This is a genomic window from Cyanobacterium sp. HL-69, from assembly GCA_002813895.1.
Classification (GTDB): domain Bacteria; phylum Cyanobacteriota; class Cyanobacteriia; order Cyanobacteriales; family Cyanobacteriaceae; genus Cyanobacterium.
In genome coordinates this window covers 1,750,478-1,773,288 of the sequence record CP024912.1, presented here as the reverse complement: position 1 = coordinate 1,773,288, position 22,811 = coordinate 1,750,478, and the positions used below count along the sequence as shown (strand labels likewise).

At 38.4% G+C, this 22,811-nt stretch carries 18 protein-coding genes; 11 read left to right on the top strand and 7 right to left on the bottom strand.

Features of this window, described 5'->3' with window-relative positions; all coding sequences use genetic code 11:
- Window positions 1-83 precede the first annotated feature (83 nt).
- The 3 genes from AA637_RS08085 to AA637_RS08075 all read left to right on the top strand — a co-directional run bounded on the left by AA637_RS08085 (window position 84) and on the right by AA637_RS08075 (window position 3,903).
- Window positions 84-1,361, top strand: a complete 1,278-nt coding sequence (locus AA637_RS08085) for a hypothetical protein (protein WP_446682322.1) — start codon at window positions 84-86, stop codon at window positions 1,359-1,361.
- Window positions 1,362-1,539: 178 nt separating this feature from the next.
- Window positions 1,540-2,457 (top strand): NAD(+) kinase, encoded by a 918-nt coding sequence (locus AA637_RS08080; RefSeq protein ID WP_446682321.1) that lies wholly within the window; start codon window positions 1,540-1,542, stop codon window positions 2,455-2,457.
- A gap of 57 nt (window positions 2,458-2,514) precedes the next feature.
- Window positions 2,515-3,903 (top strand): MFS transporter, encoded by a 1,389-nt coding sequence (locus AA637_RS08075; protein WP_446682320.1) that lies wholly within the window; start codon window positions 2,515-2,517, stop codon window positions 3,901-3,903.
- Window positions 3,904-4,181: 278 nt separating this feature from the next.
- Here AA637_RS08075 and AA637_RS08070 read toward each other — a convergent pair whose 3' ends face one another.
- Window positions 4,182-5,636, bottom strand: a complete 1,455-nt coding sequence (locus tag AA637_RS08070; RefSeq protein WP_446682319.1) for a sensor histidine kinase — start codon at window positions 5,634-5,636, stop codon at window positions 4,182-4,184.
- A 309-nt stretch (window positions 5,637-5,945) separates the two neighbouring features.
- Between AA637_RS08070 and AA637_RS08065 the strand changes: the two genes are divergently transcribed.
- From AA637_RS08065 to AA637_RS08050, 4 genes are all read left to right on the top strand, one after another.
- Window positions 5,946-7,160: an RNA polymerase sigma factor, RpoD/SigA family gene (locus tag AA637_RS08065; protein ID WP_446682318.1), complete on the top strand. Its 1,215-nt coding sequence runs from the start codon at window positions 5,946-5,948 to the stop codon at window positions 7,158-7,160.
- A 3-nt stretch (window positions 7,161-7,163) separates the two neighbouring features.
- Complete coding sequence (locus AA637_RS08060) at window positions 7,164-7,655, top strand: NUDIX domain-containing protein (protein ID WP_446682317.1); 492 nt, start codon at window positions 7,164-7,166, stop codon at window positions 7,653-7,655.
- A 183-nt stretch (window positions 7,656-7,838) separates the two neighbouring features.
- The gene (locus AA637_RS08055) at window positions 7,839-8,543 is read left to right on the top strand and encodes a response regulator transcription factor (RefSeq protein ID WP_069789875.1); all 705 of its coding nucleotides are present in this window, start codon (window positions 7,839-7,841) and stop codon (window positions 8,541-8,543) included.
- A gap of 252 nt (window positions 8,544-8,795) precedes the next feature.
- Entirely contained in the window at window positions 8,796-9,539 is a 744-nt protein-coding gene (locus tag AA637_RS08050) for a Tic22 family protein (RefSeq protein WP_069789876.1), read from the top strand.
- 63 nt (window positions 9,540-9,602) lie between these two features.
- On the opposite strand, the gene AA637_RS08045 is transcribed toward AA637_RS08050, so the two are convergent.
- Together AA637_RS08045 and AA637_RS08040 are read right to left on the bottom strand one after the other, a co-directional pair.
- On the bottom strand, window positions 9,603-10,724 hold the full coding sequence (locus AA637_RS08045; protein ID WP_446682316.1) for a 5-(carboxyamino)imidazole ribonucleotide synthase: 1,122 nt from the start codon (window positions 10,722-10,724) through the stop codon (window positions 9,603-9,605).
- Window positions 10,725-10,815: 91 nt separating this feature from the next.
- Entirely contained in the window at window positions 10,816-11,061 is a 246-nt protein-coding gene (locus AA637_RS08040; protein WP_446682315.1) for a MoaD/ThiS family protein, read from the bottom strand.
- A 735-nt stretch (window positions 11,062-11,796) separates the two neighbouring features.
- On the opposite strand from AA637_RS08040, the gene gltX reads away from it, so the two are divergent.
- A complete protein-coding gene (gltX, locus tag AA637_RS08035; protein ID WP_446682314.1) occupies window positions 11,797-13,236 on the top strand; it encodes a glutamate--tRNA ligase in 1,440 nt (479 codons plus the stop codon).
- Window positions 13,237-13,271: 35 nt separating this feature from the next.
- Here gltX and AA637_RS08030 read toward each other — a convergent pair whose 3' ends face one another.
- Window positions 13,272-14,804 carry a hypothetical protein gene (locus AA637_RS08030; RefSeq protein ID WP_446682313.1) on the bottom strand — a complete coding sequence of 511 codons (1,533 nt, stop codon included), beginning with the start codon at window positions 14,802-14,804 and terminating at the stop codon, window positions 13,272-13,274.
- Window positions 14,805-14,849: 45 nt separating this feature from the next.
- Entirely contained in the window at window positions 14,850-16,121 is a 1,272-nt protein-coding gene (locus tag AA637_RS08025) for an ABC transporter ATP-binding protein (RefSeq protein WP_446682312.1), read from the bottom strand.
- A gap of 249 nt (window positions 16,122-16,370) precedes the next feature.
- Here AA637_RS08025 and AA637_RS08020 point away from each other — a divergent pair, with 249 nt between their 5' ends.
- Entirely contained in the window at window positions 16,371-17,501 is a 1,131-nt protein-coding gene (locus AA637_RS08020) for a transporter substrate-binding domain-containing protein (RefSeq protein ID WP_446682311.1), read from the top strand.
- A gap of 47 nt (window positions 17,502-17,548) precedes the next feature.
- Here AA637_RS08020 and AA637_RS08015 read toward each other — a convergent pair whose 3' ends face one another.
- A complete protein-coding gene (locus tag AA637_RS08015; protein WP_446682310.1) occupies window positions 17,549-18,487 on the bottom strand; it encodes an isoaspartyl peptidase/L-asparaginase in 939 nt (312 codons plus the stop codon).
- 408 nt (window positions 18,488-18,895) lie between these two features.
- On the opposite strand from AA637_RS08015, the gene AA637_RS08010 reads away from it, so the two are divergent.
- On the top strand, window positions 18,896-20,842 hold the full coding sequence (locus tag AA637_RS08010) for a PhoX family protein (protein WP_446682309.1): 1,947 nt from the start codon (window positions 18,896-18,898) through the stop codon (window positions 20,840-20,842).
- A gap of 68 nt (window positions 20,843-20,910) precedes the next feature.
- Here the strand turns inward: AA637_RS08010 and bioD are convergent, their stop codons facing one another.
- Entirely contained in the window at window positions 20,911-21,582 is a 672-nt protein-coding gene (gene bioD, locus AA637_RS08005) for a dethiobiotin synthase (protein ID WP_446682308.1), read from the bottom strand.
- A gap of 146 nt (window positions 21,583-21,728) precedes the next feature.
- Between bioD and AA637_RS08000 the strand changes: the two genes are divergently transcribed.
- Window positions 21,729-22,724 (top strand): ribose-phosphate pyrophosphokinase, encoded by a 996-nt coding sequence (locus AA637_RS08000; protein WP_083260381.1) that lies wholly within the window; start codon window positions 21,729-21,731, stop codon window positions 22,722-22,724.
- Window positions 22,725-22,811: the final 87 nt, after the last annotated feature.

Here is a 22,811-nt window from a genome sequence, read left to right as displayed (position 1 = left end):
AGCCCCTTTTTTTCTTGGATGAGAGTTAGAAGATGTTTTACGGGCATAATATATATTATGCATAACAAATATTTGAGCTTACCATGTTCTTTAAAACTATTTTTAGGAAAAAAAAAGAAAATAACAGCCTAGAGTTAGCCCCACCAAAAATCGAATCAAAAACAAGGTTAGAACAGCTAGAAGAAGAAATTAATAATCCAAAAACAAAAGATTCTCCTCAAAAATCAAAATCAAAACCGAAATTTAAATCATCCATTAGGCAAATATTAATTACCTGTATAGGTTTGGGTATTCCCATCGGATTTTTATACATCGTCAATTTACCCTACGCCGCTATTCGTCGCCCTATCAATAATCACGCTCCTGTATTACTTTTGCCTAGTCAAATTATAGTAGAAAATAATTTCAAAAAAGCTCTTAATTTAACAGAACAAGCAGAACAATTAATTGATAGTGCCACCGATTTTTCTGACCTTGAATTAGGTTCCCAAAGATTGCAAGAAGGTAAGATTTATTTAGATAATATTCCTATTGTTGCTCAAAATGACTTAATGGGATACAGTGGTTCTCGTTCTCTTTATCGTTCTAGTTTTTCTGGTTCAAGATTTGTAGAAATGCGCAGAAAGGTAGGAGAATTAGAGGCGAAAATTTTTCAAGGAAATAATGCTAAAACTACTTTAAATAGACTAGAAAACCAACTCACAGAAATTAAAAATCAATATCAAAATAGTAATTCTGACACAGAAAGAAGACAAATAATTCAACAATGGCGCACTATGCTTAATGAATTTAACTTGATTTCTCCATCTACTTTTGCGGGTACTATTGCTCAACAAAAATTGGTTGCTCATCAATTAGATTTTGAAGATGTCGTGGGTTTTTCTGCTAATAATGAAAGGTTAGTTACTTTTATTAGTACCGCTCAAGATTTTGCTAATTTGGCTAAAGTAAGAGGACAAAATCCCCCCTACACGGTAAGTGAATGGTCAGAGATTGAAAATTTATGGGAAAGGGCTATTGGTGAATTAAAACAAATTTCTCGTGACGACTTAGAGGGCTATCGTCAAGCTAACCGTATTATTGTTGAATATGAAGACAGTTTACGAGATGTAAGATTAAGAAAAGAGGCAGAAGAAGATTCTTTACGTAATTTTAATAAAGCCGAAGATTTAATTAATAATTATCGTTCTAGTACAGTAAATATGGAAGATTCACCAAATAATATTAATCGGCGTATTGTTCAAATTCAAGAAATAATAAATATTTTACAAGACATAGATCCAAATTCAACATCTTACGCCGAAGCACAGATGTTAATTAGCGATGCTCAAAATCAAATTAATAGTTTAAAATCTCGATAACAATAGTAAAAGCATAGGAAAACGACTCCATAACCCCTTAAAATTTTCTTAAAAATCTGAGTTTAAAAGTGAAAATAATTAAAGTTCATGGGGAAAAATCGCTGATTCTGGTATAATGCCTATGGTGTTATGGGAACTTAAGTCTTTCTCGGTCAAATTTTACTAGGAATATTTATTGATGCCTAAAATCGGTGTTATCTACAACGATGTAAAACCTATTGCCTGTCAAATCGCTGCGGAATTACAATCAAGTTTAACGGCAAAGGGTTACGATGTTTACTTAGCCACGGGCTACACTGGTATTTTAGGTTATTCTTATCCCGATCGCCCCGTATGTCATAGCCCTATCGAACAGATAGCGGAGCCAGAATTTGACAAGGACATGAAACTCGCCATTGTGTTGGGGGGAGATGGTACGGTTTTATCGGCTTGTCGTCAGGTTGCTCCCCACAATATTCCTGTTTTGACGGTGAATACAGGACATTTGGGCTTTTTGACCGAAATTTATCTTAATCAGCTTGATACGGCGATCGCACAGGTACTTAAGGGAGATTATGAGGTTGAGGTGCGATCGATGATTGAGGTAAATGTGGTTCGAGACAAGGTCAAACTTTGGGAAGCCCTTTGCCTTAATGAAGTAGTAGTACACCGAGAACCCCTCACGAGTATGTGTCATTTTGAAATAAAAATCGGCAGACACGCCCCCGTAGATATTGCCGCCGACGGAGTAATTATTTCCACCCCCACGGGTTCAACGGCTTACTCCCTCAGTGCGGGGGGGCCTGTGGTAACTCCTGATGTACCTGTGTTTCAACTGGCTCCTATTTGCCCCCATTCCCTCGCTTCACGGGCATTAGTTTTTTCTGACAAAGAGCCTGTCACGATTTATCCTGCCACCAACAATCAAATGGTGATGGTAGGAGATGGTAACGCTGGATGTTATATTTTGCCGGATGATCAAGTGCGTATGGTGCGATCGCCCTATGATGCCAGATTTATCCGTTTGCAATCCCCCGAATTTTTCCGCATTCTCAGAGAAAAACTAGGTTGGGGGTTACCCCACATCGCCAAACCCAGCTCCGTAGAACTGCCGTAATATTTTTTTTAAGGGATAATAGAAGATGAACTTTTGTAACAAAATTAGTCACAAACAGTGAATTTTCTGAAGGTATTTCAAACCATCGAGCGCCAAAAACTAATAGACATCGCCATTTTATTCGCCTCGGGGTTACTATTTTGGATGAGTATGTCATCATTGCTTCCCACCCTTCCTGCTTACATAGAAGATATGGGTGCCGCCCCTAAACAAGTAGCCCTAGTGATGAGTTTCTTTGCCATCGGTTTATTAGGCTCTAGAGTATGGTTAGGACAGTTAGCCGATGAAAGCCTCAACCTTTGTTTACAGAAAAGCCCTTTTCCTAAAACTATTAATCAATTTATCTTCAATTTAGGTAAATCAATATTCGGTAGTCTGGTTTATTACCCCAGCCGTAAAGTAATTATTCTCATCGGTGCAACGGTAGCGGCGATCGCCCCTATGTGTTACTTATTGTTCAACGAAATTCCCCAACTGATGGCCATTAGAGCATTTCACGGCATCAGCATCGCCGCCTTTACCACAGGTTACAGCGCCCTTGTGGTGGACATATCACCCCCCAAACAAAAAGGAGAACTAATCGGCTATATGAGCTTAGTAATACCCCTCGGTATGGCAGTAGGGCCGGCGGTGGGAGGTTTTTTACAAGAGTATAGCACCTATCAAGTTTTATTTTCCTTCTGTGCAATATGTGGATTTCTGTCCCTCTTTCTCGCCTGTCGGGTGAGGGAATTTCCCCCCGAAAGACAACAGCAAATCAGAGAAAAACAAAAAGCATCCGCCCACAATCCCACCTCACAAAAAGACAACTATAGTCGTGGTTTCAAAGAATTATTTTTAGACCGTTCTTTTCTGGTACCTGCCTTAGTATTACTTTTAGTCGGCTCACTGTTTAGTACCATCATCACCTTTCTTCCCCTTCACATCAGAGAATTAGATATTAACTTTAACGTTGGTCTTTTTTACACAGGAACAGCGATCGCCTCTTTTTCCGTCCGATTTTTTGCAGGTCAAGCCTCCGATGTCTATGGTAGAGGGCGTTTCATCACCGTCAGCCTTTTTTGTTATATCATTTCCATGATTTTGTTAGTATCCGCCATAACCCCCTCCGCCCTCATTGTAGCCGCCCTATTTGAAGGAGCAGGGGCTGGAATGCTTATTCCCGTTACCCTCGCCCTCATTTCAGATCGTTGTAACTTCAAAGAAAGAGGCAAAACATTTTCCCTCTGTGTCGGTGGTTTCGACATCGGAGTAGCCCTTGGTAGCGCCGTCATCGGCTCAATATTCCTCGACTTTGGTGGCTATCCTCTCCTTTTTGCCATTGCAGGATTTATGGCAGTTATCGCCCTCATTATCTTTGTGACGAGTGCCAACAAAAATCTATCCAACTCCCTCAAGTTTGCATGGGGTAAAGTTCCTGATTATCATGCCATTAAGGATAATTAGGGTGTTACGTCTCTACAGGGGTTAAGTATAAGTAAAAATGACCGTGTATTTTAAATAGTATTTATTTTAAATAATTTATCATCTATGTCAATAATATAGCGTTTTTTGTAACTATGAGGTGCATTTATTGTTCTCAAGTCCCCCGAATTTGCGGGGGATTTAGGAGGATCGTTTTGTACCCAGTAACCATGATAATTACTACAATTGGGCTATTTTGTGAGAAGAATAATATTTGTAAGAGTTTTATTTTACGAACATTTCCACTTTAGTAGTAACTCCTAACTATCCATTGTTAATTGTGGATGGTTAGTGGTTCTTTTTTGTTTTCCGAGGGGAAGAAAAACCGTTAAAACTTCACCCTTATTTTGATTTTGTTTAATAATTAACTTACCACCCAACACATTAAAAATGTGTTTAGTCACATCAGGATTTAGAGATAAACTACCCGTTTCTGGTTGAAACAAAAGTAATTTGCCTAGACATTTTACCTGATTACTATTCAAATTTGACTCTGATAAAAATTGTAATTTAAGTTGATCTCCTGACGGTAAAACTAACACCTGAAAATGTCCCCCACTAGGAATATTTCGAGTAAATTTTTCCATTAATCCCCCCAACATTTGGGTTAAAATCACGGGGTCGCTTACTACTTGGGGTAACTTTTGGGGTACGATAAAATCAAGAACAATATTTCTTCTTTGGGCTTGTCTTTTCCAGATAGGAATAGTTTGATTTAAGATTTGTTCTAGGCATACAGGAACTAAATTAAGTTCTTTTTGTTTATGGGGAGTTGCTTCTAATTCTGCTACCCGAAAAATTAGATCCATTCTGTTAATTTGTTCACTACATTCTTGCTCTATCATCTCTAAATATTTAGTTAATTCGGGAAATGATTTTGCTTTTTTCTGTAACAATTTCGTAAGAGTTTTAATGGAAGTTAGAGGAGTTCTAATTTCGTGGGTGAGGGCTTGTAATAACTCAATTTCTGGATAAGGAGGTAGAGGTGTTTTCTTGAGAGAAATACTTTGATGACGTTTTTTTTCTGTTTGAGAAATAATTTCTTCTGATTTTTTTAACTCAGTTAATCTGAGATTTTCTAATAAACACTGACTAAAATGACTTACTATTTTGTAGTGAGGACTTCTAGGACTAAATTTATTTATTAACTCTTGTAAATAGTTTTCTTGATATTGGTAGTTAATAACTAATTTTTTTCTTAATAAAACCCATGCTTGATTAATCAAATCTGGATCAAAAGAAAAGTTAAAAATACTTTGTTTATGGGAGTTTATTCCTTTTACTAAGAGACAGCTAAACTCATTAGTTAACACAAGACAAAAATCTTCGTTGTTGAGGGAGTCTTGCCCTTGTAGGGGGATATTAATGGGGGAAAAAAGTTGATCTGTGACAACGGTATTTTTTTCACAAGCGGGAAGTATCATTTTTCCTTCTAGGGAGGGGGAAAAAACGGCAACTTCTAGGTGGCCTACCAATTCTGTGTGGGTAATGGCTGGAGTGGGTGATGAAATTACTACCCCCTGTACTGTCTTGGGGCATTGGGGGGAAATAGTTAAGTGTAATAATTGTTGTATAGATACGATCGCACTGTACCACTCTTGCTGTGCCTTAACCTCGGTTTTCTGAGGGGCAACACCAACAAACTGGGAGTTAAAAGAACCATTGGAAGGAAAAAGATCTGTTAACTGGAGGGATAGAGGATCAGATACAATCATTACTTAATGTCATACTAATAACGTTTCGCACATGTTCATAATAACCTGTTGTCCTAGGTTTCATAAATGAGTATAACCGAACGTTAGTGCATTATTAACCATTAAAATATGAGCTTTGCTTTGTTTATTTTAAAACCTTGAACATATAAACACTCTTGGCTCCAAACCATTTTTCTTATCACAACTTAACTAAAATGTGTATATTTTCGAAGATGATTAAAGTTTTTTTACAAAAAATGTAGCGAATTTTTTTTTTTGGTGTATATTGAGGGAAATCGAATAAGTCACATTAGGAAAAGAACAGCGATTATGTCAAAGTTTTATTTTCGCCCAGAAAATGTCCGAGCCTCGTCTTTTGAAGAATTATCTTCTGCTTCACCGTCTTCCTCTGGAAAACTTCCTACCGTGACTTTTTCGGAAAAAAATCAGTCCGTCCATCGTCCCCCCAACTCAAGAGATTCTGTCAGGCTCTATTTACGGGACATTGGGCGGATTCCACTTTTAACCAAAGAACAAGAAATTGATTTGGCCAGAAAAGTTTGCTCCTCCAAAAAGCTCATTGATTTACGAGACAAGCACAAGGAGGAGGACAAAATTAAGGACTATATCAACGCCTTTGAGTGTTATGAGTCTTTATCAAAAAAATTGTCACGGTTACCAAGTATGGATGAATGGTGTGCAGAGCTTGATTTAACATCGCTTCAATTAAAACAAGTTTTGCAAAATGGCATCGAAAGATGGGCTGAGTTAGCTAAATTAGAGATAATTGAATTAGAAGAAATCTTGTCCACGGGCAAGGGTGCTAAACAGCATATGATTAATGCAAACCTGCGTTTGGTGGTTTCCATTGCCAAAAAGTATCAAAACCGTGGTTTAGACTTACTGGATTTAATCCAAGAGGGAACTTTAGGATTAGAAAAAGCGGTGGAAAAGTTTGATTATCGCAAGGGTTATCATTTTAGTACCTATGCTTATTGGTGGATTCGTCAAGGGATGACAAGGGCGATCGCCACTCAGAGCCGTTCTATCCGTATTCCTATCCATATTACCGAAAAATTAAACTTACTCAAAAAAACTCAGAGACAACTATCCCAAACCCTGGGAAGGACTCCCAAAGCCGAAGAGTTGGCAGAAAAAATGGAAATGACGGCCTTTGAGTTACGAAATTTTCTCAGCCAGATTCCTCGCTCTATTTCCCTTGAAACCAAGGTAGGGGAAGACTACAACACCGAATTAGTAGAATTAATTGAGACGGACTCCGCCACCCCCGAAGAAAATTTGATGTTGATTTCCATGCGTCAGGATGTCAACACCCTACTAAGCAGTTTGAGTGAAAGGGAAGCTAAAATTTTACGTCTGCGTTATGGTTTTGAGGACGGCAAAACCTATTCCCTCAGTGATACTGCCGAGATGATGCACCTATCACGGGAAAGGGTGAGACAAATTCAGGCCAAGGCTATTCAAAAATTAAGACAGCCTAACACCCGCCAACAACTACACGATTATTTAGAAATTATTAGTTAACCCATGGTGCTAGACGTAGATACCGTTATTTATAAAAATCCAGCGCCCACGGTGGATATTATCATTGAGATGATTGATCATACCTCTGTCGCTCCTGAATTTGCAACTCAGTTTCAAAATAATTCGTTTGCGCCTATTGTTTTAATTGAGCGTAAGTTTGAGCCTTTTGGGTGGGCTATTCCGGGGGGATTTGTGGATTATGGAGAATCGGTAGAGCAGGGGGCTATCAGGGAAGCCCTTGAGGAGGTTAGTTTAAGGGTTGATTTGGTGGAGCAGTTCTATGTTTATTCTGACCCCCAGAGGGATAAACGGAAACATACCATTAGTATTGTATTTATTGCCCGTGCTAAGGGTGAGCCAAAAGCCGATGATGATGCTTTAAATGTGTCACTTTTTCCCCTTTGGGATATTCCTAAAAATCTTTGTTTTGATCACGATCGCATTTTAGCTGATTATATTCATTATAAGTTAACGGGCGATCGACCCCAACTGTAAGAAATTAAAAACTAGGAAATATTATTAGATTACTATTCCCCATTCCCTATTTTTCGTAACATTTCATAAATAAAAAACGTTCACCTTTTGTAATATTGCTTATAATCGGTTACATAAGATAACAATTTATAATTTCTTAATAAAACAAATTAAAACTCAAGATAACAAAAGGTTTGATATAGAATGTCTCGAATATTGGTCATTGACGATGATCCAGCGATCTCAGAATTAGTAGCTATTAACCTAGAAATGGCAGGTTATGATATATCCCAAGCAGAAGATGGTATAAAAGGTCAAGCCCTCGCCCTTCAATTACAACCAGATTTAATTATGTTAGATCTAATGTTGCCAAAGGTAGATGGTTTTACCGTTTGCCAAAGGTTAAGAAGGGATGAACGTACTGCAAATATCCCCGTACTAATGTTAACAGCGTTGGCTCAAACAAAAAATAAAGTAGAAGGTTTTAACGCAGGGGCTGATGACTACCTCACCAAACCCTTTGAGGTAGAAGAAATGTTGGCAAGGGTTAAGGCTTTATTGCGTAGGAGCGATCGCACCCCCCAAAGTGCCAAACATAGTGAAATTCTTAATTATGGTCCTTTAACTATCGTACCCGAAAGATTTGAAGTGATTTGGTTTGACAAAACCATCAAACTAACCCATCTCGAATTTGAATTACTTCACTGTCTCTTACAAAGACATGGTCAAACCGTCTCCCCCAGTGACATTTTAAAAGAAGTATGGGGTTATGATCCCAATGATGACATTGAAACTATCCGAGTTCATGTACGCCACTTACGGACAAAACTAGAACCAGATCCTCGTCGTCCTCGCTATATTAAAACAGTTTATGGTGCAGGATACTGCCTGGAATTACCAATCCATTAGTACAAAGTTTGGAGAGGGTAATAGGTAATTAATAGTGCAATTGCTTTACTTCTTACCTTTTCCCTTAACCTTATGGGAAAACAATTGAACCTTTTTAGAGACAATCTTAACTAAACTGATAGGACAATTTTACTAACAATTGTTGTTTTCTAGTGATCTGGGTAGAATGAGATGAATAACTTTTTGGTTAGGTGAAACTATATATTAAGCTATTCGTCAAAACCCATAGTTAATTTTTTATTGAGAGAGATTATGTTAAACAAAAAATCTTTTATAAACACTATTCGTAACGCCAGTATAGTAAGTGCGACAGTCTTAAGTTGTTGGTTAGCCCCCATGGGCAAATTATTGGCATTACCCCAAGAAGTAATCGTCGAAAAACTACAGTCAATTCCTGTTTTTACCGTTGCTGATGAAGAAGGAGCACCTTTAGTGGCTACTAACGGAGAGAATAATAATCAAAGAGTGGCGGGGGTTTTTATCAGTAAAACCGATGCGAATAATTTTGTAGAGCAATTGAAGCAAAATAACCCCGAATTAGGTGGGCAAGTACAGGTTATTCCTGTATCTTTAGGGGAAGTTTACGAAATGTCAGAAGCCAATGCAAATCAACCTGATGGCATTAGATTTGCCTATGTACCTCGTCAGGCGGATGTTGACCAAGCTAGGGAATTAAATTCTGGTTATCGTACTGGCGTTCCTTTGTTTGTTGCCACGGCAGGGGATGACCAAGGTTATTTAACCGTTAGACAGGGGGATCAAGAATTTATTCCTTTCTTTTTTGAAGAATCCCAGGTGAGAGATTTGGTAGAAGGTTTTAAGGAGTCTCAACCTGATATGGCTAATTCTGTACAAATTGAAGTTGTTGTCCTTGAGGGGGTAATTTCTGCCCTTCAACAGGGTGATGATGATTTATTAGAAAGAATTATGCTGTGGCCTTCTCAAGAGTCTATCCAGTTTATTCAACAAAATTCTCCCCAACAACCTCAACAGTAATAATCATTGACCATCACAAAAAAATGGTGGGTGAACCCCACCTTTGTTAATCATGATATACCTTTAGCTGTACCAGATTGCTTCTATGTGCTGGGCGATCGCCCTAGCCCTAGGCATGGTATCATTATTAGTTAAAACAGTAACATGACCCATTTTACGCCCGGGGCGAGACTCGCTTTTTTCGTACCAGTGAACAAAAGTATCTTTTAGATGAGCAATGCGGGTTAATCTTTCTTCATAGTTAAGGTTGGAAGAATCCAAACCTAGTAGGTTAACCATGAGCGCCCCTTGTTTACAAAAACTTAAATCCCCCATGGGTTGCCCTGTGACGGTTTGCAGTTGAAGGGCAAATTGAGAAGTTCGACAACCATCGAGGGTATAATGTCCAGAATTATGGGTACGGGGGGCGGTTTCATTAACGAAAATTCTGCCATCTTTGGTTAAAAATAATTCGATGCCCATTACCCCGATATAGTCTAATGCATTCAATAGTTTATGAGCGATCGCTTTTACTTCTTCCATTTGAGCTATAGTAATCTTAGCAGGGGCGATCGTCCAACGGCACACCTGATTTTTTTGATAGGTTTCTACCACAGGATAATTAGTCACCGTGCCATCCACTCCTCGGGCAGCTATCACCGCCAACTCACATTCAAAGGGAATAAATTCCTCTATTAAAAAAGGTACATCCCCCAACACTTTTAACGCCGAATCCAACTCATCAGGGGATTTTACAATGATTGTACCCTGTCCATCATAACCATGGCGACGCACCTTTAGCACCACGGGAAAACCAAAACTTTCCAAGTCTTCTATCGTCTCAAAGTTTTTAAACTGAGGTACAGGCAAACCCAAATTTGCTAAAAAACATCTTTGCTCATATTTATCTAATAAAGGAGCCAAACTCTGGAGAGAAGGACGAAAACAAACTCCTTTTTTTGCCAAAACTTGCAACCCTTCAAGGTCAACAAATTCGTTTTCAAAGGTTATTACATCACACTTTTGGGCTAGTTTTTCTGTACCCTCCACCGAATCCACGGGCGCCCATACCACTTCTTGGGCTAAACTAACCGCCGAATCATCTTTACTAGGGGTTTGTACCGATAATATTATTCCTTGGGCAGGGGCTTCTCTTGCCATCATCCATGCCAACTGCCCTCCACCGATAACACCTACTCTTGTCATCTTCTTTTTTTATTCTTTGTTTTTTCCCTCAACTATCTTAATGGATAATTGAGAATTAAGGTTGAGGGGTTTTTATTGCCAATGCTTAATTTTAGCCTCCGCTAACGGGGGGAATAAAAGCGATTTCATCTCCAGGCTGAAGGATATAGTCAGAGGAAACAAACTCAAGATTTACCGCAAATCGAGTTATTTTTTCCCATGGTTGCAATGCTGATTTTTCGGTAATCATTTGTTGCAAAACATCCCCAACCTTAGTATTTTCGGGGATGTCTAGGGTTAGCTCTGACTGTTGATATACTTCTTGATAGATGGCGAATAGTTTTATTTTTACTGTCATAAAATATCTGTTGGCTTTTGCAACTCAATATTTCATTTTAGCGAGTGAGGGTCATAATATTTCTATTCTGCAAAGATGGATTCTGGATTTTGTCTGAAAAGTTTGTTATTAATAGTAATGGTACGATAAGGGTTGTAAGGGCGATCGTAGTTCCAAAAATATTCGCTGTTATCTGTCTAGGGTTACTTTCTTGATTGTTTCTAGACCTACCACTGGCTTCCATAAATTTACCTTATTAAACCTTGTCTTAATTAAAATGTTTTTATATACCATCCATTGTAACAGTTATTTTTGTGGCTGATTGTGTTTAAAATGACTTTTCATTATTATTTTTACTTTTTTTAGATTTTCTTAAATATTGATAGATTAGATGTTTATATTTATTAATATAATTCTTTTTATGGTATAAGAAATAACAATATTACAAGAAAAACTTTAAGTATAAATACTGTACAAAATATTTTAACCCCAAGACATATATCAGAATAATAAATGACTTATGAACAAATTATCATGGTTATACTAAAAGGATAAAAACGTTATCTTTAAAAGCCTTTTAGAAAAACATATAACCAAATAAAAGAACAAACCATCTTAAAAATAAATACCTAATCAGACTAATTAGAAACAAAAAAAACCGTCAAAATTACGAAAAAAAGAACCCCTGTAGAATGTAGCCCCCACATTTAAAGATAAAATAAGAGATTGCACATAAAATCACTATAAAAAAATCATATGTCAGTTAGAGTTAGAATAGCACCCTCCCCCACAGGAAACTTACACATAGGCACCGCGCGCACCGCCGTCTTTAACTGGCTGTATGCCCGTAATCAAAAAGGTACATTTATTCTTCGGGTAGAAGATACCGACATCGAACGCTCAAAAGCCGAATATACTGAAAATATAAAATCAGGTTTAACATGGTTAGGACTAAACTGGGATGAAGGCCCCTTTTTCCAAACCGAAAGACTAGATAAATATCGTCAAGCAATCCAAACCTTAGTAGAGAAAGGATTAGCTTACCCCTGCTATTGTACCCCCGAAGAATTAGACGAAATGCGGGAGAAACAAAAAGCCACCAACCAAGCCCCCCGTTATGATAACCGTCATCGTAACCTTAGCGCCGAACAAATTGCCGAATTTGAAACCCAAGGACGTAAACCCGTCATTAGGTTTAAAATCGAAGATAACCAACAAATTATTTGGAATGACTTAGTTAGGGATAGAGTCATTTGGCAAGGTAACGACTTGGGAGGAGATATGGTAATCGCTAGGGCTTCAGAAGGAGATGTTTTTGGGCAACCTTTATATAACTTGGCTGTAGTGGTGGATGATATGGATATGGATATTAGTCATGTTATCCGAGGAGAAGATCATATTGCCAATACTGCTAAACAAATCTTACTTTACCAAGCCCTTGGGGGAAAAGTTCCCGAATTTGCTCACACTCCCCTAATTCTTAACCCTGAAGGGAAAAAACTTTCTAAACGTGATGGCGTTACTTCCATTGATGATTTTAGAGAAATGGGTTTTGTTGCCCCTGCCCTAGTGAATTATATGACTTTGTTGGGTTGGACTTCCCCCGATGGAGAGGAAATTTTTACCCTGGATGAAGCTGCCACAAAGTTTAATTTAGATAGGGTAAATAAGGCTGGGGCGAAGTTTGATTGGGATAAGTTGGACTGGATTAACAGTCAATATTTACATACCATGCCCCCAGAGGAGTTATTACCTGCTTTAATTCCCTATTGGGAAGAGGCTGGTTATGAGTTTGATGGGGAAACCCAAAAGGATTGGTTATTGGAGTTAACGGGTTTAATTTCCACCAGTCTCACTCGTTTAACCGATGGTGTCAAGGAAACTGCTTTATTTTTTGCTTCGGAAATTAATCTTTCTGATGAAGCCAAGGATTTTGTTACCCAAGAAGGAGTAAAAGAGGTTTTAGGTTCGGTAATTTCCGCTACTTCAGAGGATTTAACAGAGGATGAAGCTAAGGGTATCATTAAGCAGGTAACAAAAGATTTAAAGGTTAAAAAAGGTTTAGTAATGCGCTCTTTACGTGCTGGTTTAACGGGAGAATTACATGGCCCTGATTTGATTCAAACTTGGTTATTGTTAAATAAAAAGGGTGTGGCAAAAGCTCGTTTGGAAAATCTTTTTAAAACTTTGAGTTAAATGGTTTGGTGGGCATTGCCCACTACTATAATTAATTATGGACTCCACTGGGGTTTAAAACCAGGGATGGGTAACTCTTGTAAGGAGGCTTGAGGGGAATCTGTGCTGGGTAAATTTAACACCCAAAGACGACTACTCAAGATTAATTCGGCGGAGTCACTAAATAATTCGGCAGCGGGGGCTTTATTGATGACGGTATCTTCGTTAAGGTTACTTTCTGTTATTAGTTGGTCAAATAATATTCCTGAACCATCGGGAGCTATACTTATTTTTATGTCTTGATAATGGGGAAGGGCTAGTAGGGGGATAACATCTTCTGATTCAATATCGATGCCGACAAAGTAGGGTTTTTCTTGAAACTGATTTTCAGTGTCGATTAATTCGGTTAAAAGACAAAAAAGGCTATTACCATTGGGGGAAAATTCACAGTCAACGATAGAGCCTTCGATGGTAACTAATTCTTTTTCTACTCCTTGATTATTAACATAAAACAATGAACGGGTATAACGCAATTCAGCGTTGTCGGTATTGAAGTTTACCATGGCAGCTGCCTTACCATCCCTGGTGAAGGTTAATACTTGCCCGTATTGGGGTAGAAAGTTGAGGGATTCGTTTTCTTCTTGTTTTTGTAATGGCACAATGGAAATTCCTTCTCCTTGGGCAATGGCGATCGCATTTCGATCTGGAGTTACAATAAAGTTACCTCCATCGGTGTTTAATTTTTGAGGAATTTTACCATCTTCTATTTTCCATAAATCAAAATCGGTGGGATCATCTTTTTTGATTCGTTGTACAACGATAATATCTCCTTTTTCCCCTGCTAAATCAAAATTATTGTTTAAATATTCATCTTTACCGAGAATGGTTTTTAGTTGCCCCGGAATTTTGGTAGTACCATCATTGGATAAACCTGTGGTTACTTCATAAATTGATAAGTCTCTAACTCCTTCTTGATTGATGTCTTTTTCGGCAGCGGAAAAAACAATTTTTTCGGTATTGGGGGTAAATTTAAAATCGGTAACAATTAGGTTTTCTGGTGTTAAAATAGTTTGATTTTCTTTGGTGGTATTATTAAGAATTAATCTTCCTGCTTCGTTGCCATCACTACCGACATAAGCGAAGGCTTTATCTCTACTTTGAAATTGCCCGATAAAAGGTTCTATTTCTTCTCCTAATTCTTCTTTCCCTCTAAATTTCTCTTGAGCATTGGTTAAGGATAAACGATAATTTCTCCCGTAGGGAATCACATTATTTAATGTGTAAACTAATCTTTTTCCAGCCCAACTAATTCTACCTGGTAAAGCTGGTTCAATTTCCAAATTATTTTCTACACTTTCTTGGGATACAGGGCGATCAAAATCAAGAATAAAGGCGTTATCATTAGAGTTTATAGTGCGATCGTCCCAAGAAAATTTTTCTACATGAGGGTTAGTTCTAAATAAACAAATATCGTTAGGACATACCCTACTACCAATGACCAATATCATTATAATTACAGTACAAATAACAATGGTAAATAAACATATTTTATCTATAGTTTCTTGGTAGGTAATTTTTCTCATGGTCATTTAATAATTTTGTGCAGATGAGGTAAAAGTTAAGGGAGATTTCTCTTATTTTAAACTAATATTTTTACCTTGATATGAATCAAAAAAACTAACTTTATCTAGGTTAATTCCTAAATTTATTTTATCCCCTATATTAAATATATCATCTCCAAATACCCTTACTTGTAAAGGATAATTTACATTGTCTAAACTCACATTTAACAGGGTTTCATTTCCCAAAGATTCAATCATTGTAATAGTACAAGATAGGGTTTCGGTAGTGTCATTGGTTAAATAAAAATGTTCTGGTCTAACTCCTAAATTAATTTTTTCGTAATTATAATCAGCGAAAATATTGAGCCATTTTTGGGGTAAAACTATTTTAAAACATTGATGAACAATCATTGATTTTTCTTTGATAAAAGTAACTTCAATAAAGTTCATGGGAGGTGAGCCAATAAATTGAGCGACAAATTGATTCGCTGGTTGACGATACACTTCTAGGGGGGTAGCTACCTGTTGAATTTCTCCACTATTCATGATAGCAATGCGATCGCCCATAGTCATCGCTTCTGTTTGATCATGGGTAACATAAATAGTTGTTACTTGTAATTGTTTTTGTAGGGTAACAATCTGGCTACGAGTTTCAGTTCTTAGTTTAGCATCTAAATTAGAAAGAGGTTCATCCATTAAAAAAGTTTGGGGATTTCTAGCAATGGCACGGCCCAAGGCTACCCTTTGTTTTTGCCCCCCCGACAATTGTTTTGGTAATCTATCTAAAAGATGATCAATTTGTAATAATTGGGCTACTTCTATGACTTTTTGTTGGATAGTTTGTTCCTCCTGACTCAGATAACGAAAAGGAGGCGGTAAACTACGACTAATATCTGCCATGATTTTAGCAGCAGAAAATTTCTTTTTATCAGGATTCATCCGCCGTAAACCAAAGGCGATGTTGTCATATACCCTAAGATGGGGATAAAGGGCATAATTTTGGAATACCATGGCAATATCTCTCGATTTTGGTGGTAAATTGTTTACAGTGCGATCGCCTATAATAATCTTACCCGCCGTAATTTCCTCCAACCCGGCAATTAACCGCAGCAGGGTACTTTTACCACACCCTGAAGGGCCTACCAATACCATAAACTCCCCTTCCCTAATCTCTAAATTAATCCCCTTAAGAACATTCGTATTATCGTTGGAGTTAGACTCCTTTTTCTCGTTTTCCACAGGAACAGAAACAGGGGAAATAACTCCTATATTATTACCACCAGATAGCTTTGACTTAGAGCCAGAATAACTCTTATAAAGGTTTTCAATAATTACTTGTGCCAAAATTTACCATCTATCCAAAATAAGCATTCAACGTCAAATTATAGCATTTCAAGGAATATCGTTTAGCAAATAGAAGGCCCATAGCGAGAGTCCTTTTTTTTCTAAATAGATTTTAACTACACCTTCAAAAACTATTCCTAATCACTTTTTGTAAGACAATAATAATTATGTTTTACTGGTAAATATCAATAAATCAAGTAATAGAATTATCCTTGTATAATGGGGGCAAAATACAATACATAAAAAAATATGTTCGCACCCAAGAAAATTAATTTCCCCCACTTAATAACTAATTTCTTTTGGATTAAACTTGTTGTTTTAGGTATTAGCATAATTTCGGCACAACCTTTACTAGCCCAAGAAAAAAATGATCCCCTTAGGGTATCTACCCGCCCCTTTCCTCCCTTTGTATTTGAACAAGAAAACGGAGAATATTCTGGATTTAGTATTGATTTATGGGATGAAATTGCTAACAAAATGGACATAGAATACGAACTTCATTCAGAGGATAATGTTCAAGAATTATTAAATTCCGTGATAGAAAGCAGGGCAGATGTATCTGTGGCAGGAATTTCTATGACATCGGAAAGGGAACAAATTATCGATTTTTCTCACCCTTTCTTTGAATCTGGATTAAATATAATGGTATCAGGAGAGCCTATTTCCCCCTTCAGAATGGCAATCAATTATATATTTGTACCAACCATTTGGATTACGGTGGGAATTTTATGCTTGTTTACTATTTTAGCTGCCCATATGATGTGGATATTTGAAAGGAAAGAAAATACTCAAATGTTTCCCCGTAAATATTGGCGTGGTATTTGGGAATCTTTTTGGTGGTCTGTGGTAACTTTAGTTACGGTGGGTTATGGTGACAAAACCCCTACCACCGCTGGGGGGAGAATTGTAGCAACAATTTGGATGTTTGCAGGAATATTATTAATTTCTTATTTTACTGCTTCTATTAGTTCTTCTATGACAGTCGATCGCCTAGATACCCAAATTAAAGGATACAATGATTTAAGGGGACGTTCGGTGGGTACGGTAGAGGGTAGTACCTCCGTAGAGTTTTTACAAAATTTGTCAGCTAATGTTATAGCCTTTGATAGCATTGAAGAGGCTTATGAAGGGTTAATAAACCAAGATATTGAGGCTGTGGTTTATGATGAGCCCGTTTTGCTTTATCTTATCAATGAAAGGGGAAGTGATCATAGTACCAAAATCGTCGGCAGCACTTTTGATGTTCAAAGTTATGCCATCGTTTTGCCTAGGGGTAGCCGTTATCGTAATGATATTAATCGGGCTATCCTTGCTTTACGAGAAAATGGTACTTATGATCAAATTTATGAACGTTGGTTTGGTAGAAATGATGAGTTTTAGAGAATAGATAAGACAATTTTTAACACAAAAACATCTTAACCTAACACCTAAATACTATCGGTTAAGCTATCATCATTCCATTCGAGACTATCGTTGATGCCGTTGCCATCATGGTAGGCAGCCAATAATATTTCGCTGGTTTTACCCCATACTATCTTACCATCACGGCTAAGGGCGATCGCCCCTAAATCCCGTTTATTTTCCTTCGCCTCCGCCATAGATTTGTGCATCGCTTCCGACAAAGACAACCCATCCGTAGTACGAATTACCACCTTTGCCGCCAAACACTCATCAATAATATCCTCCCCAATGCCCGTACAACTAACCCCTGCCACCCCATTCGCATAATTTCCCGCAGGCATCGCCGAATCACTTACCCTGCCCACATATTCTAAACCCTTACCCCCCGTAGAAGTCCCCGCACTCACTCTACCCATACTATCAAGGGCAACCACCCCAATGGTGCCTCGTCTAGCATTTTCAGCCTCTGCCACAACCCCAGCCATTTTGCTACTAAAGTTGCCCTTTCTCTCCTCAATCCATTCGTGTAATCTTAAATCAGTGAGGGGGTCATAAATGGGAAAACCTAATTCCCGTAACAGTTGGGCACTGCCGTAATCTGATAAAACTCTATCTTCCTTATGCTGTAAAGTTTTCGCCAACTCAATGGGATTTTTTACCCGAGAAACATTAATCACCCCACTAAAACGCTGGGCTTCCCCATCCATCAACGATGCACTCATGCGGATTTGTCCATCAGACTGTAATACAGAGCCTGTACCCGCATTAAAACGCTCATTATCTTCTAATAATTGACAACCCAAAATTACTGCTTCATTGGCACTTTTACCAGCCAAAAGTAACTCATATACTTCTTTGACAATGTTATGGAGGGATTCCCTTACCGCCTCTAGGCCTCCTTTTCCTTTTAAAGAGCTACCAGCACCACCATGGATGATTAATTTAGGAGTAATTTGATTAGACATTTGATAAATTAAATAAATATTTATTTCATAGCTATTTTACTATATTTATCCTATAAAAAATATACATTTTTTACTAACTGTATTTATTCAATAAAACTTTATTAAACCTAAAATCACAACCATACAATCATTGAAAATTTACCTTCAAATTGTTTTACTCCTTTTCACCTTGAGTTAACCGAAACTTATTCTTAGTTTAACCTTTTCCTAACTTCAATTATCTACTATCGACCTTGATGATAAAAACAACATAGCTCAAGTATTGTTCCTCAAAAACACCCCTTGAGTCACAGAGGAAAACCAACAATGACTAAGAACATAAATCGTTCTCGACCCTTCGACCCCAACCATGAACCACACTGCAATCCCTCACAAAATAACAGTCTGAGCGCAATAATTGGAAAAAAAATGCAGCGGAGACAAGTATTAAAAGGTAGTGTTGCCCTAGCCATTACCTCCATGTTTGCCAGTCCTATTCTCAGCGCCATTCGCCCCCGCATAGCCAAAGCCCAAAACCCATTACTAGGATTTAAAGCCATTCCCATTAGTGAAGCTGATACCATTATCGTTCCAGAAGGATATAAAGCTCAAGTCATTCTTCCTTGGGGAGAACCCATTGCAGGAGACTATCCCGATTATCGCTTAGAAAACACTGGTGCAGAACAAGGAATGCAAATTGGTAGTCACCATGATGGAATGCACTTTTTTCCCATTGATGGAAATTCCCCCTATGAAGGCAGTTCGGAAGAAGGATTTTTGGTTATGAACCATGAATACATTGAACCGCGCTATATGCACACCTCCGCCCAAGGGAAAGCCCTAACCCGAGGAGATGTAACTATGATAGGAGAAAATCGCCGAGATAGCGATGAAGTATTAAAAGAAATGAATGCCCACGGAGTTTCCATTGTTCATATCCGTAAGCAACGTAATGGTAATTGGACGGTAGTTAAAGATTCTCGTAATCGTCGCATTACAGGTTTAACCCCCATGGAAATTAATGGCCCTGTCCGTGGTACAGACTTTGTTAAAACTCATTACAGTAAGGATGGAACAGCCACCCGTGGCACTCTTAACAACTGCGCCCATGGAGTAACCCCTTGGAATACTTACCTAGCAGCGGAGGAAAACTGGCATGGTTATTTTCGTAATGGTGATGTGGATAATCAAGGTAATCCTAATTTACCCAGAGAACATTCCCGTTATGGAGTTAGTACAGGGGATACCCGCTATGGTTGGGAATTAGCGGCTAATGGTAATGATGAGTATATTCGCTTTGATGCTTCTACAAAAGGCAATAATGCCATTGAAGATTATCGTAATGAGCCAAATACTTTCGGTTGGGTGGTAGAAATTGATCCTTTTAATGCTAACCATACCCCCCAAAAACGTACTGCTTTAGGACGTTTTCGCCATGAAGGAATTGTATTTCATCCTGCGGTAGAGGGTCAACCTATTGTTTGTTATTCTGGGGATGATGCTCGTTTTGAATATATTTATAAATATGTGTCCGCTCAACCCTATTTTGCACAAACTGCGGGGGGACATTTATTGGATAATGGCACTCTTTATGTGGCTCGATTTAATGAGGATGGAAGTGGTGATTGGATAGCATTAGTTTTTGGACAAAATGGTTTAACTCCCGAAAATGGGTTTAACTCCCAAGCTGATGTTTTAGTTAATACCCGTAGCGCAGCAGATTTTGTCGGTGCTACAAAAATGGATCGTCCAGAATGGGGGGCTATTGATCCTCAAACGGGAGAGGTTTATTTTACTCTTACTAATAATACCAGTCGTGAAGCTGACCAAGTTGATACGGTTAATCCTCGTGCCAGTAATCGTTGGGGACAAATTGTTCGTTGGCAAGAGCAAGGCAATAACCCTAGCACTAATGCTTTTAAATGGGAGATGTTTGTTTTGGCAGGGCCTGAGGATGACAGCCAGACTTTGAAGGGTGATTCTTTGGATAGAGAGAATCAATTTTGTAACCCTGATGGGTTGTGGATTGATGCGGAGCGTCGCATCTGGATTCAAACTGATATGAGTGAAAGTGTCATCAATACTGGAGATTTTGCTCAGTTTGGTAATAATATGATGTTGGCGGCTGATCCTGAAACTGGGGCTATTCGCCGTTTTTTAACTGGTCCTGTGGGTCAGGAAATTACTGGGGTAATTACTACTCCTGATCGCCGTACGATGTTTATTAATGTTCAGCATCCAGGGGCTACTTCAACTAAGGAGGATTTTGCGCAGGGGAAAATTAATTCTCAGTGGCCTGATGGTAATGGTTCTCCTTATCCTCGTTCGGCTACGGTGGTTATTACCAAGGAAGATGGTGGCATCATCGGTTCTTAATTATCTTGGTTGGACATACCAGTTTTAAGGTATCAAAATATCTCATGGTGGGTATTGCCCACCCTACTTTATATATCTTGGATTTTGGTCATGTCCATGGAATTTTTAAAGGCTTTGGCTAAGTCTTCTAAATTAGAAAGGTTTTCTATATAAGGAAAATAACCCAGTACGGGAATATTGGTAAAGGATTCAATCATTTGTTTGGGAGTCCAATTATTAATCTGTTCCTCGGTACAGGGATTTACACAATTAAAAATAATCCCTTTGAGATTAATATTATGTTGTCTGGCAAGGGCGATATTGGCTACAGTATGGGCGATCGCCCCTAACTTCACAGGAACCACCAAAACCGTATCCAAAACCCAACTATCAGCCACATGGGCAATGGTCAAATTATCAGTAATGGGAGAACCCAAACCCCCCAAAGCCTCCACCAAAAAAACATCATATTGGGTTTGCCCCTGCCGTAACTGACTATAAATCAAATCCATATCAATAGAACGATGTTCCATAGCCGCCGCCACAGGGGGAGCCAAAGGAGCATCATAACGTAAAGGAATAATCACATCATCGAAAAATTGTTGATAAAATTCCGCATCCCCCAACCTACCAGTTTGTAATAACTTCATCAAACCTGTAGATAGATGGGGATAATAAATCTTGTAATACGCCCTCCATGCCGTAGTTACGATAGTTTTTCCCGCATCCGTATCCGTACCCGTAATAAATAAAGTTTTCATTAAAAAATCAACACAACCTCAAAATAAATGAAGCAAAATGGTATATATATTGTAAATTAGAATACAAGAGTAAAACTTCTCCTATTTTAAAAGGGTAAGATAAAGATTAAATTATTATTAAATTTTACGAGGTTAAAGAATTTGCCGTGAGTCATTCTGCCACTTTAACACTCAGTCCCATGTTACAACATCAAGTATCCGACAATAATCGCCTCAGATTATTTTCAGGATCAGCAAACATCGGACTAGCTACAGAAGTAGCGCGCTATCTAGGCATGGATCTAGGACCGATGATTCGGAAGAGATTTGCCGACGGAGAGTTATACGTCCAAATCCAAGAATCCATCAGGGGGTGTGACGTTTATTTAATTCAACCCTGTTGTAATCCTGTCAACGATAACTTAATGGAGTTGCTGATCATGATTGATGCCTGTCGTCGGGCATCAGCACGGCAAATTACCGCAGTTATTCCCTACTATTCTTATGCCAGAGCCGATCGTAAAACCGCAGGTAGGGAGTCCATATCCGCCAAATTAGTAGCCAACTTAGTCACCCAAGCAGGGGCAAATCGAGTCCTTGCCATGGACCTACACTCTGCCCAGATTCAAGGATATTTTGATATACCCTTAGATCATGTTTATGGTTCTCCTGTTATTCTTGACTATCTCCTTCAAAAAGAGTTGGAAGATTTTGTAGTGGTATCTCCTGACGTGGGCGGTGTAGCCCGGGCAAGAGCCTTCGCCAAAAAGTTAAATGATGCTCCTTTAGCTATCATTGATAAGCGTCGTCAAGCCCACAACGTAGCCGAGGTAATGAACGTCATCGGTGATGTGAAAGGCAAAAACGCCATTTTGGTGGATGATATGATTGACACCGCAGGAACACTACTAGAAGGGGCAAGACTTCTCAAAAAAGAAGGTGCTAAGAAAATTTATGCCTGTGCTACCCATGCGGTATTTTCTGGCCCAGCCATATCTCGTTTATCTAGTGATGTTTTTGAGGAAGTGATTGTAACTAATACGATTCCTGTACCTTTAGATAACTATTTTCCTCAGCTAAAAGTTTTATCCGTAGCAAACCTACTGGGTGAGACTATTTGGCGTATCCATGAGGATAGTTCGGTAAGTATTATGTTCCGTTAATTATTTATTAAAACAGAGCAAAAAGAAGAGGGGGTGCAAACCCCTTTTTTTATGAGATTATAGAGATTCAGTAATATAAAATTAGCG

What these genes read in the sequence shown, in the direction of transcription:
- AA637_RS08010 (WP_446682309.1), top strand. Translation starts at nt 18,896, where the DNA reads ATGCAGCGGAGACAAGTATTAAAAGGTAGTGTTGCCCTAGCCATTACC.
- AA637_RS08085 (WP_446682322.1), top strand. Translation starts at nt 84, where the DNA reads ATGTTCTTTAAAACTATTTTTAGGAAAAAAAAAGAAAATAACAGCCTA.
- bioD (WP_446682308.1), bottom strand. Translation starts at nt 21,582, where the DNA reads ATGAAAACTTTATTTATTACGGGTACGGATACGGATGCGGGAAAAACT.
- AA637_RS08020 (WP_446682311.1), top strand. Translation starts at nt 16,371, where the DNA reads ATGTTCGCACCCAAGAAAATTAATTTCCCCCACTTAATAACTAATTTC.
- AA637_RS08030 (WP_446682313.1), bottom strand. Translation starts at nt 14,804, where the DNA reads ATGACCATGAGAAAAATTACCTACCAAGAAACTATAGATAAAATATGT.
- AA637_RS08055 (WP_069789875.1), top strand. Translation starts at nt 7,839, where the DNA reads ATGTCTCGAATATTGGTCATTGACGATGATCCAGCGATCTCAGAATTA.
- AA637_RS08040 (WP_446682315.1), bottom strand. Translation starts at nt 11,061, where the DNA reads ATGACAGTAAAAATAAAACTATTCGCCATCTATCAAGAAGTATATCAA.
- AA637_RS08050 (WP_069789876.1), top strand. Translation starts at nt 8,796, where the DNA reads ATGTTAAACAAAAAATCTTTTATAAACACTATTCGTAACGCCAGTATA.
- AA637_RS08060 (WP_446682317.1), top strand. Translation starts at nt 7,164, where the DNA reads ATGGTGCTAGACGTAGATACCGTTATTTATAAAAATCCAGCGCCCACG.
- AA637_RS08080 (WP_446682321.1), top strand. Translation starts at nt 1,540, where the DNA reads ATGCCTAAAATCGGTGTTATCTACAACGATGTAAAACCTATTGCCTGT.
- AA637_RS08070 (WP_446682319.1), bottom strand. Translation starts at nt 5,636, where the DNA reads ATGATTGTATCTGATCCTCTATCCCTCCAGTTAACAGATCTTTTTCCT.
- AA637_RS08015 (WP_446682310.1), bottom strand. Translation starts at nt 18,487, where the DNA reads ATGTCTAATCAAATTACTCCTAAATTAATCATCCATGGTGGTGCTGGT.
- gltX (WP_446682314.1), top strand. Translation starts at nt 11,797, where the DNA reads ATGTCAGTTAGAGTTAGAATAGCACCCTCCCCCACAGGAAACTTACAC.
- AA637_RS08065 (WP_446682318.1), top strand. Translation starts at nt 5,946, where the DNA reads ATGTCAAAGTTTTATTTTCGCCCAGAAAATGTCCGAGCCTCGTCTTTT.
- AA637_RS08045 (WP_446682316.1), bottom strand. Translation starts at nt 10,724, where the DNA reads ATGACAAGAGTAGGTGTTATCGGTGGAGGGCAGTTGGCATGGATGATG.